The following is a 10,983-nucleotide window of genomic DNA, read 5'->3' on the forward strand; positions in this document are numbered from 1 at the left end:
ACCGTGGCCAGGTAGAGCCTGCCGTCGCCGGTGTCGATCTCGGTCATGTCACCAACCCACACCGCCGGTCCCGCAGTGCGGGGGCGGGCCGGCCCAGCGCGGCCCGGATCGCGAGCCCGAGCGCCCGGGCCACCGGGGGCGGCGATGCGTGGCCCACCTGCCGGTACCGGACCGTCTTCCCACCGGCGAAGGACCAGTCTTCGGGGAAGCCCTGAAGCCGGGCCGCCTGTTCGACGGTCAGCTTGACCATGTCCGTGCCGTCGGGAGACGGGTCCCAACGGTCCTCGGGACCGGGGACCTCGTCGGCGACGGTCCCGCCGTTGACCCGCATGCGGGCCCAGGAACGCTTCGACCCGGTCGGCCCCAGGTCGGGCCCGCCTCGGTTCCAGGAACCCCCGACCAGGGTCGGGGCCGGCTCCCGGGCCTGATCGGCCCAGGCTGCGGCGTGCGGCCACCCGCGGGCGGCCATCGATTCGCCGAGCGCCTCCCCTACCGTCAACGGCGGCTCACCGCCCGGAGACGGGGGTACGAAGTCACGCATGGCACCACCCTTCAGCGCGACCAGGACCCCCTGCTTGCGATCCTGGGGCACGCCGTGCCACTTAGCGTTGACGACGAACCAGTCGTACTCGTAACCGAGATGGTCGAGCTCGGCCTCGACTGCCGAGCGAATGGGCTGGTACTCGGGTTTGACGGCCAACTCGGAGACGTTCTCGACGAGCAGGGCGCGTGGTTGCACACCGTGCAGGAGCATGACGGTGGCGTCGAGCAGACGGAGTTCCTCGTCGCTGTCCTCCCGGCTCACCGCGGCACTCGCCTTCACCCGGGGCAGGCCGGCAGCCAGGAGATCCACGTCGTAGACCTCCTGGTGCTCCTCCGGAACGAAGTCGAGGAGGTCGGTCTCCAGGACCTTCCAGTCGGGGCGGTTCAGCCGGAGCGTCTCGCAGGCCACGGGGCGGTTGTCCAGGAGCAGTACGGGATCGAACCCGGCTTGTTCGAGGCCGAGTGCGAGACCACCCGCCCCCGCACACACGGCGAGGCAGCTCAAACGGTCGGAACCGGACTCTTTCATGATCACCATCTGCGCTCGTCGGGTACTCGGCGAGGGCTGACGCCCCGAGGCATCGATGATCGCATCCCCCATGGGACGAGTCGATGGTCAGGATGCGTACGGCACGGAGAACGCGGGTCCGCACGCACCCGCGCCGTGACCGCCCGTTTCCGCCGCGCGGCGGAAACGGCCGAACTCGCGGGACGGCGCAGCCGGAGCGTGTGCGCCGGTCGCCGGAGCGGATACGGCGCACGCAGCCGGAATTCGCGCGCGGGGGCGCACTCCGGCGCATCGAATGTGTACACCACACTGTTGCCAAGAGATATCCGAATCGTGTCCGAAAAATCCCCGAGTTCGCCACAGAACCCCTTCTGACCTGCGAAATCACCACCCGTAGTGCGGCCCGGCGGGTATATGTGAAGACGCCCCACCAGTCACATCCGACCCTCTGGCACCACAACGCCTCCATTGTGAGAAATTCGGCCAAAATCCGGCCCCGGCGGGTCTACGATCTCCCAACGTCAGACCGGACCAGGGCCGTCGGTGATCACCAGGGGGTGGCATGGGCCTGCTCGGCGGCGACCTGCCGTTCGCCCGAACACTCACGGCCCACGACCTCGAAGCCCTCACCTCACTCGGAGCCCCGCGGACCTTCGCACCGGAGCAGCACCTGCTCTCCGAAGGGGACCGCTCGACGCACGTCCTGCTGGTCCTGACCGGCTGGTCGATGGTCTTCACGGCCATCGACCGGGGAGCCACCCGGCTCGTCCTCGGACTCCGCGGGCCGGGCGAACTGATCGGCGAACTGGCCGCGTTGGACCAGCGTCCGCGCAGTGCGACGGTCCAGGCGCTGGGCCCGGTCGAGGCCCTGGTGATCCCCGGCGACGGGTTCCGCCGGTTCCTGGCCGAAAGTCCCCGGGTCGGCAGTCAGGTGATGACCCAACTCGCCTCCCGGCTAAGGGACTCGGACCGGGAGCGGTCGGCTCTGGCCTCGCTCACCGTGGTGCAGCGGCTCGCCCGCCGCCTGGTCGAGCTCTCCCACGCCGACGCCACCTCCCGGCCGGGCCGGGACGACGTCGCCGCGGTGGTCCACCTGGCCCAGGACGAACTCGCCGCCACCGTCGGCGCCACCCGGGAGGCGGTGGCCAAGGCGCTCCGGCTCCTGCGCGACCAGGGGCTGGTGCGCACCGGCACCCGGAAGGTGGAGATCCTCGCCCCCGCGCCGCTGCTGCTGCTCGCCCGGGGGCCGTACGACCAGCGCCCGGAGGCGCGGCGGCGCGCGGGAGGCGCGCCCGGACCGAACGCCCGGCGCGTGTAAACCGCCACAGACAACCCGGCGTGCGGCGCCGGATCCTGACGGCGTGTCGAAGACAACCATGGGGGAGAACGTGGACGACCAGGCAGTCGACGCGGTGTACGAGCTGGTGGTGGGCGTGGATGTCCGGAGGTCCGGCGCCTACGACGATCCGGGCAAGACCCGGATGCGCCGGCAGCTGTACGCCGTCCTGGACCGGGCCTTCGCCCGGGCCGGGGTGCCGGCCCGGGTCGTCCACCGGGAGGACCGCGGCGACGGCGTCCTGGCGACCATCGCCTCGACCGTCCCGCCGGCGCGGATCATCGGCGTCTGGGTGACCGAGGTGCACGAGCAGCTGCGCCAGGAGAACCGCGACCTGCGCACGCCGCTCGGGCTGCGGATCGGCCTGCACGTCGGGCCGGTCACCCACGACTCCCAGGGGGTCAGCGGCCACGCCGTGGACCTCGCCTGCCGCCTCACCGACGCGGACACCGCACGCCGGTTGCTCGAACGCGACCGTGCCGACCTGGTGGTGGTCGTCTCCGACTCGCTGTACCGGGAGGTGGTCCGCCACGGCGGCCGCTTCGTCGACCCCGAGCACTACGCGCCCGCCCGGCTGCGGCTCAAGGACGGCGAGGTGCCCGCCTGGATCAGGCTTCCGGGCCGGCCGCGGCCCGCCCCGGTGCCCGACCACGACGAACCGCCCGCCGACGGGCCGACCACAGGGGAGCCGGCCAACGGCGGGACGTCCGACGATCGCGGCACCGACGGCGGGGCGCCCGGCGACGCACCACCGCACCGCGCCGACGCGAAGGCCGGCGCAACGGACACCGGCCTCACCGGCCTCACCGGCTCGGTCAACGTCGGCGGGGACTTCTCCGTGCACCGCGACAACACCTACCGCGCGCCGGTCCACATCGGCCGCACCACCGGGGGAGACCGCCGTGGCTGAACTGCACAGGGCACCCGACGCCGCCCCGGAACGCCGTACCGAGGAACCCCGCCGCCCGGACGACCGTGCCCGGGACGACCGTGCCCGGGACGTCCGCCGCCGGGACGACCGCGGACGCGGCGACAGGCCCGGGCGGGAGGACCGTGCGCGGGACGAGCGTGACCGCGCCGACCGCGGCCACCCCGAGCGTGAACGCGACCGCCCCGGCCGTGAACGGGACAGCGACCGTGCCGACCGCGACCGCGACCCGAAGCGGCCGGGCGGCGAGGAGCCGGGGCGCCCCGAGGACGGGCCGAACCGCCCCGACCGGGACGAACCGGCCCGCCCCGAGCACGACCGCCCCGAGCACGACCGCCCCGAGCACGACCGCGAGGAGCAGGAGCGTTCCGAGCACGAGCGCGCCGCCGGCCGCTTCCGCGAGCGCAGCCGCGACCGGCTGCTGGACGAGCAGGAGGAGGAGGGCGGCGCCGCCACCGGCATGGCCGCCACCTCCCGCGCCCACCGTTCGGCCCGCTCCTCCTACCAGGTCGGCGGCGACCACACCCTCTTCGACCGCTCGGTGTTCCACAGCGCCCACATCGGCGACGTGCACCTGCGCCTGGACAGCCGGCAGGCGGTCGGCGCGGTCAGCGGCCCGGTGCCGGAGTCGGAACTGCGACGGGTCCGCCGGATCTACCGCGAACCGGACGGGTACGTCGGCCTCCAGCGGGCCCTGCGCCACCAGCACGTCCTGGTGCTCGCCGCCGCCCCCGGCACCGGCCGGACCTGCACCACGCTGGCCCTGCTCGACGAACTGACCGACGTCGAGCCGGCCGAGGACGACGCGGCGGGCACGGCGGACACCACGGACACGCCCTCCTCGGACGGCGGCCAGGAGCCGCCCGCCCGGGTCTCCCGGGTCGCGCCGGACACCCCGGTGAGCCGGCTGACCGCCGTGGTGCGCGAACAGGAGCACCGGCACCGCGGCTACCTGCTGGAACTCCCGTCCGGCGGCGGCCGCCCGGCCCTGCCGCCCGAGGAGCTCGAACTCGACGCGCTCGCCGCCGCCCTGGCCGCCCGGGACTCCTTCGCGGTGCTGGTGGTCGCCGCCGGCCCCACCGCGGCGCCGCTGCTCTCCGGGCGGTACGGGCTGATCTGCCCGCCCGCGCCCACCGAGGAACTGCTGCGCGCCCGGCTGGCCGAACGGCTCGCGGAGGAGGCCGACCGGGCCTTCGAGGACGACCCGGGCGCGGACCACCGGGAGACGTTCGGGCGGGGCCCCGGCGCCCGGACGTCCGCACGCGCCGAGGAACTCGCCGACGACCCCGAGCTGCGCGCCGCCGTCGGCCTGGAGGATCTCCGGCCCGCCGAGGCCGAACTGCTCGCCGACCTGATCGCGGCCCACGTGCTGGGCCGGCTCGGCCGCGCGGACCTGCTGGACGGCTGCGCCAGCCTGGCCCCGCAGCAGGCCCAGGAGTGGTTCGCCGGCGCCGACCGGGAGATCGCCGACACCACGGACACCAGCGAACGCTCGGCCGCCACGGTGCTGCACCCGACCGCGTCGCGGATCGCCCTCGCCGTCCTCAACGGTTCGGCACACAGCACCGTCGCGGAGGCCGCGCACCTGCTCACCTGGGAGCTCGCGATCGCCCGTGACCCGGCCAACGCACCCGCCCGACCGCTGTTCTGCGACGACCCGACCTCCGATCTGGCTTTCCTGCGGGCCGAGTTGACCACCGGCGAGGTGGAGACCGCAGGCATCGGCGCCCCGGCCCGGATCGTCCGCTACCGGGGCGCGGCGCTGCCCGCCGCAGTCCTCGCCGAGGTCTGGGACCGCCACCACCCGGCCCGCGAACCGGTGGTCCGCTGGATGCGGCTGCTCGCCGACGACCCGCGGCCCGAGGTCTGGGTGCGGGCAGCGCTGGCCTCCGGCGAGCTGTGCGCCCGGGACTTCGCCACCGGCTACGAGAAGCTGGTCCGCCCGATGGCCACCGCGCCCGCCACCCAGCGGCGCGCGTTCGCCGCCACCGTCCTCGACCAGACCGCCCGGCACGAGAGCCACCGGCCCACCGTCCGGGCCCTGGTCCGCGACTGGGCCGGCTCCGACTCGGCCCGGCTGCGCTGGACCGCCGCCATGGCGCTCGGCTTCGGCCGCATCGCCCCGGTCGAGGAGGCACTGGACCGGCTCGCCCGGATCGGCGCCGACGAGGACGACGACCAGGCACCGCTCGCCTCGTACAGCGCCGTCCGGCTGCTGTCCGGCCCCGACGACCGGGCGGTGCTGCGCCGGATCGCCGAGTGGACGGCCGACCGCCGGGTGCCCTACCAGGACCTCGGCCTGCTCACCACCGTGCGGCTGGCGCTGACCACGGTCGGCGAGGTGTGGGACGGCGAGGACTCGCCCGACCTCGCGGAACTCCTCGACTGGCCACTGCCGTTGGCCATCGCGGCGACCCGCCCTGACCGGTCCGGGGCCTTGGCCGACCTGATGTGGACGGCGTTGCGCACCCCGCGCTCGCACGAGGCCGCCGTCGACTGCCTGGAGCACTGGCTGCGCGGGGCCGTCCCCGAGGAGGACGGCGGACCGGAGGACGGGCCGGACACCCGGCGCGGCTTGGCCGCGCTGCTGCCCCACCTGATCGCCGAGGACCGCGAACGACAGCTCCTGGACTGGCTGTTGCGCCGGATGATGAACGACCCCGACGACCCGCTGGACAAGACCGCAGCCCGCCGGCTCTGGCACCTCGCCACCAGCGGCCGACCCGCCCCCGACGACCGCCGGGAGGAGCTCGTCGCCCGGTCCCGCCCGGAACGCGGCCACCGGGACGACCGGCGCCGGGACGACCGCGACCGGGACAACGGCCGCCACAACGACAGCCGGCCGGAGCGGAACAGGTCCGCCCGCGACCACCGCGACCACCGCCACCAGGACCCGGAGGAGGACGGACGATGACGGACACCCCCAAGCCCACCCCGACACCCGCCCGGAAGTCCCCCGGCGGGACCGGGCCGGCGACGACGCACCCCGCCGGTCCGCTGCTGAAGGAGTACCCGCGCCCGGAGACCGGCATCCGCCGGCCCGGACCGGGTGTCGCACTGGTGGTCTTCTACCGCAACGGCGGCCACAGCGTCGTCACCGCGAGGGGCAACGAGCACGTCGACCGCCCCTTCCTGGCCCGCCCGGTGACGGTCTGCGAAGTGGCGCGCGGCACGCACGTCACCCGGATGTCGCTCCAGGTGCCGGCGGCCGGCGGCACCACCTTCTTCGAGGTCGAGGTGGACGTCCAGTGGACGGCCACCGACTACCTCAAGGTGGTGGACGAGCAGGTGACCAACGTGGCCGTCCGGCTGCGGGCCCCGCTCACCGAGCGTCTGCGGGGCATCTGCGCCGGCTACCCCGTCTCGGCCGCCGCCGAAGCCGACCGTTCCGTCAAGGCCGCCTGTCGCAACGGCCAGTGGGACGACCTGGGGTACGACCTCGGGCTGAGCGCGGAGCTGTTCGTCCGCTTCGCCGTCGACCGCAAGACCATCACGCACGCCGAGGAGGTCCGGGACGACGACCACCGGGGGACGATGGCCGAGCGCGAGCACGTGCACTCCCTGACTGGCGAACACCGCTCGGGCGAGCTGCTGCAGCTGAGGATGCAGAAGTTCCGGGTGATGCTCGACGGCGGGGAGTGGAGCCAGATCTGCTTCATGCTCGCCGACAACCCGGGCGAGGCCCGCGCCTTCATGGAGCTGCTGCGCCAGGAGGCCCGCGCGGACAAGCGCGAACTGCTCGAACACACCCTGGACCTGGTCGAGAAGGGGGTGATCCAGTCCGCCGAGTTGGAGAGCCAGGTCCGCGAGCTGCTCGGCACCGGGGTGTACCGGGTCGAGGGCAGCTTCGGCCGGCCGCCGGTGCGGTCCGCACCCCGGCGCGGGGAACTCCCGGCCGGCGGGCACCACGACGATCCGGACGACCGCCGTGACCACCGGACCGAGGACCGCCGCGAGGACCGCCGGGGCGAACGGTCCGAGCGCTACGACCGGACCGACCGGACCGACCGCGGGACCGACGGCGGGACCGACCGCGGGGACGACCGCCGCACCGGACGGAAAGCCCCTCGGCACGACGACCCCGACAGCGGGCCCGACCGCGACGGCCCGGCCGACCGCACCCGGCGCACCGGGTGGGACGACGGCGACCGCCGGGACGCCCCCCGCTCCGCCCCCCGGACGGACCGCGCCGCCGGCGCCCCCGACCTCATCCAACGCCCCTACACGCCATCCTGGTTGGACACCGAGCCGGAGCCGCCCCGGCGCGCCGCGGCCGACGCCCGGCCGCGCCGGCGCCCGAGCGAGGCGTTCGACGACTGGGAGCCCGGCGCGGCCCGGGACGACCGCGCGCAGTGGTCCGACCGCGACGACGACCGCGCCCCCGGACCGGCCCGCGCCCAGGACCGCGACCTCGACCTCGACCGCGACCTCGACCGCGCCCAGGACCGCGACGACCGGTACGCGGGCGGGACACGGAACGACCGGGTCGGCGACGCTCACGACGACCGCGACGACGATGGTCACGACGACCGGGACGACCACCCCTGGTCCCCGGTCCGGGGGTGGTGACGCCATGACCGAGACCCCTGCCGCCCCCGCGCCACCGACCCCGCGGCCGGTGTCCGCCGCCGGGTCCACCACCCCGCCCGGGCCCGCCCCCACCGCCCCCGTCTCCCCGACCGCCCCCAAGCCCCCGGACGCCCCCGACGAGACCCGTTTCGTCGCGGACCGCCTGCTGGCCGCCGTCCGCGAGGACATAGGCCGGGCCGACACCAAGGCCTCGATCCTGCTCACCGCCGCCCTCGGCCTCCCGGCCCTGCTGCTCGGCCGCAGCTGGCCGGACGGCCGCCCGGCCGGGCTCGCCGCCGTCCTGCTCGTCCTCGGCGGCGTGTTCTGGGCGGCCGGAGCCGTGGCGCTGGTGCGGGCGATACTGCCGCGCACCGGCACCCAGCGCGATCACGAGGGCGTCACCTACTTCGGCGACCTGCTGCCCGCCGGGGGCCGGACGGCACTGGCCGACCGGGTCTCGGCGGCCGGTCGCGACCCGGTCGGCTGGCTGCTCGTCCAGGCCGTCGACGTCAGCACCATCCTGGCCGCCAAGTACCGCTGGATCCGCTGGGGCGTCGGTTGCCTGGCGCCCGGCGCCGTCCTCACCACCGCCGGAGTGCTGCTCGCCTGAGCCCACCCGGTCCGCCCCCACCCGCCGATTTCCCGGCCGGCCATGCCGGTCGGCCGGGAACACGCACCCTGATCCGGAGGAGATGACGGTGCTCCACCTGTCCCTGGCGCCCCACCGCAGGCGCGCCGCGACGGCCGCGACCCGGCCCCGATCCCGGCCCCGCCGGCCACGGCGCGGCTTCGGACGCGCCGCAGCCGTCGTCACGGCGGCCCTGTTGACCACCGGCCTGCCCGCCGCTCCGGCCGGCGCCGACACCCCGCCGCCCACCCCCACCTCGGCGTCCCCGTCCGGGGCACCGGCCGGCGCGCCCGGAACGCCCTCGGCGACGATCGGCCCGGTCGACTACGCCGTCGCCGTCGACGAGTCCGGCAGCCTCAAGCCCGAGGACCTCGAACGCGAGCGCGCGGCCGCCGTCCGGATCGCCCTCGGCGAGGTCCACCACGCCTCGACGGTCGGCATCTTCGGCTTCGCGAGCGCCGACCAGCCGGGCCAGCACCCGGTGGACGAGGTCTGTCCGCCGACCGCCCTGGACGCCGCCGGCCGCGACCGGATCGGCGTCTGCGTCGCCGGGCTGCACAGCCGCACCCCCGCCGAGGGCCAGGGCACCGACTTCCCGAGCGCCGTCCTGCAGGGCATCAGCCGGCTCACCACCGGTACCGACCCCGCCGTCCCCCGGGTGCTGTTCGTCCTCACCGACGGCAAGCTGGACGTCAAGGACAGCCCCGCGTACGGCGATCCGGGCCACCGGGCGGCCGCCGGCGAGGAGGCCCTGACCGCGGCGCTGGCCGCCGCCAAGGCCGCCGGCATCCAGGTCTGGCCGCTCGGCTTCGGCGCGGAGCCCGACCAGGCCGCACTGGACCGGATGGCCGCCGGCGGCTTCCAGGAGGGCTGCGTCAGCCTCCCGGGTGCCAAGCCCCGCGCCTCGGTGGTGAAGGACTCGGGCCAGGTCGGCGCCGCACTGGAGGCCGCCTTCGCCGCCGCCCACTGCCTGCGGAGCGAGGGGGTGCAGACCGGCCGCCCGCCGGCCGACCTGCCGGTGCGGATCTCCCCGCTCGCCACCGTCGGCAGCATCGTGGTCGACAAGGGCGACCCGGCGGTGACCGCGACCTACTTCGACCCGAGCGGACGCCCGATCACCGGCGCCGGGTCCGACCCGGACTCGACGTTCGAGTTCTCCGGGCGGGACAAGGCCATCGAGTCGCTGCGCATCACCGACCCCATGCCGGGCCAGTGGAGGGTCCACCTGGACGCTCCCGAGGGCCACCGGTCCCAGCTGGCCAGCGTCAGCGTGCTCTGGCGCGGCGCCCTGAACAGCTCGATCAGCCTGACCCCGCCGTCGCCGCGGGCCGGCGAGAAGGCCACGGTGACGGTCAAGCTGCAGACCCGCAAGGGCCTGGCGATCACCGACCAGCAGGACCTCAAGGACCTCGCCGTCACCTCCGTCCTGGAGGGCGAGGGCTTCCCCGCCGTCCGGGTCGACCTGGCCGACGACGGTGCGGCCCCGGACGCCAAGGCCGGTGACGCCACGTTCACCGGCGCCGTCACCGTCCCCGCCGGTGCCACCGGCCGGATCACGGCGTCCAGCACCCTGTCCGCCTCCGGCCTCGCCGCCGACCAGAACCGCCCGTTCAGCTCGGTGGTCTCCCCCGCGGTGCCGCTGGTCACCGCGGCCTTCTCGCTGGACGGCGACCACCGCGTCCACCCCGGGGACACCCTCAAGGGCACCCTGAACCTGCGCAACGACGACACGGCGCCGCACATCCTGCACCCGGCCGTGACCGACGTCGCGCCCGGCCTGCTGACGCTGTCCCCGGACTCGATCACGCTGGCGCCCAAGGAGTCCCGCAGCGTCGGCATCACGCTGACCGCCGGCGACGCCAAGGCGTTCGGCCGCCTGCTCGGCCACGACGGCGTCACCGTGGGCGGCAAGGTCTCCGTCGTCGACACCTCCGACCGCGACCGGGTGGTCGCCGACAGCCCGCTGTCCGTCACCGTCACGCCACCGCCCAGCTTCCTGGACGAGTGGTGGTGGGCCCTCCTGCTGCTCGGCATCCTCGTGGTGGTCGCCGTGCTGGCGCTGCTGGTCCTGTTCCGGGCCAGGAAGACCGGGACGTCCCCGGCCGGGCTGGAGCTGGTCCTGCTGGACGGCCGCGGCCGGGAGCTCGGGAAGCTCACCGCCGACGGCGGGTCCGGCGGCTGGTACGGGTTCGAGGTCAGCGGCGTCGGCGGCCCGCACCCGCGCCTCGTCCGCCGGCCCGGCGGGACGTACCGGGTCCAGCGCAGCCAGGACGGCGGCGCGGTACTGGAGGTCCGCCGCCGCACCCGCCACCGGCTGGGCGCGGGCACCCCGGTGGAGCTCGCCGACGGCCTGAGCCTGACGCTCGGCGCGAGCCGCCGCCCCGGCCCGGGCACGCCGCCACCGGCGTCCGGCAGCCGGCCGGGCCGGACCGAGCGGACCACCCCGCCGAACGACCTCCTGTGACCCGAAC

The 10,983-nt window shown here is 75.4% G+C and carries 7 protein-coding genes; 6 read left to right on the top strand and 1 reads right to left on the bottom strand.

From position 1 onward, the window contains the following. Positions 1-43 precede the first annotated feature (43 nt). Entirely contained in the window at positions 44-1,081 is a 1,038-nt protein-coding gene (locus AB0D10_RS39075; protein ID WP_360265480.1) for a DNA cytosine methyltransferase, read from the bottom strand. A 532-nt stretch (positions 1,082-1,613) separates the two neighbouring features. Here AB0D10_RS39075 and AB0D10_RS39080 point away from each other — a divergent pair. The 6 genes from AB0D10_RS39080 to AB0D10_RS39105 all read left to right on the top strand — a co-directional run bounded on the left by AB0D10_RS39080 (position 1,614) and on the right by AB0D10_RS39105 (position 10,976). Beyond that, entirely contained in the window at positions 1,614-2,369 is a 756-nt protein-coding gene (locus AB0D10_RS39080) for a Crp/Fnr family transcriptional regulator (protein ID WP_360265483.1), read from the top strand. Between the two features lie 43 nt (positions 2,370-2,412). After that, the gene (locus AB0D10_RS39085) at positions 2,413-3,297 is read left to right on the top strand and encodes a hypothetical protein (protein ID WP_360265486.1); all 885 of its coding nucleotides are present in this window, start codon (positions 2,413-2,415) and stop codon (positions 3,295-3,297) included. After that, a complete protein-coding gene (locus AB0D10_RS39090; protein ID WP_360265488.1) occupies positions 3,290-6,229 on the top strand; it encodes a hypothetical protein in 2,940 nt (979 codons plus the stop codon). The genes AB0D10_RS39085 and AB0D10_RS39090 overlap by 8 nt, the downstream gene beginning before the upstream one ends. Then, complete coding sequence (locus tag AB0D10_RS39095; protein WP_360265491.1) at positions 6,226-7,884, top strand: hypothetical protein; 1,659 nt, start codon at positions 6,226-6,228, stop codon at positions 7,882-7,884. The genes AB0D10_RS39090 and AB0D10_RS39095 overlap by 4 nt, the downstream gene beginning before the upstream one ends. Positions 7,885-7,888: 4 nt before the next feature. After that, the gene (locus AB0D10_RS39100; protein ID WP_360265494.1) at positions 7,889-8,494 is read left to right on the top strand and encodes a Pycsar system effector family protein; all 606 of its coding nucleotides are present in this window, start codon (positions 7,889-7,891) and stop codon (positions 8,492-8,494) included. Between the two features lie 88 nt (positions 8,495-8,582). Continuing rightward, a complete protein-coding gene (locus AB0D10_RS39105; protein ID WP_360265497.1) occupies positions 8,583-10,976 on the top strand; it encodes a vWA domain-containing protein in 2,394 nt (797 codons plus the stop codon). Positions 10,977-10,983: the final 7 nt, after the last annotated feature.

The organism is Kitasatospora sp. NPDC048545, from assembly GCF_040651155.1.
In the GTDB taxonomy this organism is placed as follows: Bacteria; Actinomycetota; Actinomycetes; order Streptomycetales; family Streptomycetaceae; genus Kitasatospora.

Bases quoted from the DNA above. Each gene is read 5' to 3' on its own strand.
- AB0D10_RS39095 (WP_360265491.1), top strand. From the start codon at position 6,226: ATGACGGACACCCCCAAGCCCACCCCGACACCCGCCCGGAAGTCCCCC.
- AB0D10_RS39100 (WP_360265494.1), top strand. From the start codon at position 7,889: ATGACCGAGACCCCTGCCGCCCCCGCGCCACCGACCCCGCGGCCGGTG.
- AB0D10_RS39080 (WP_360265483.1), top strand. From the start codon at position 1,614: ATGGGCCTGCTCGGCGGCGACCTGCCGTTCGCCCGAACACTCACGGCC.
- AB0D10_RS39075 (WP_360265480.1), bottom strand. From the start codon at position 1,081: ATGGTGATCATGAAAGAGTCCGGTTCCGACCGTTTGAGCTGCCTCGCC.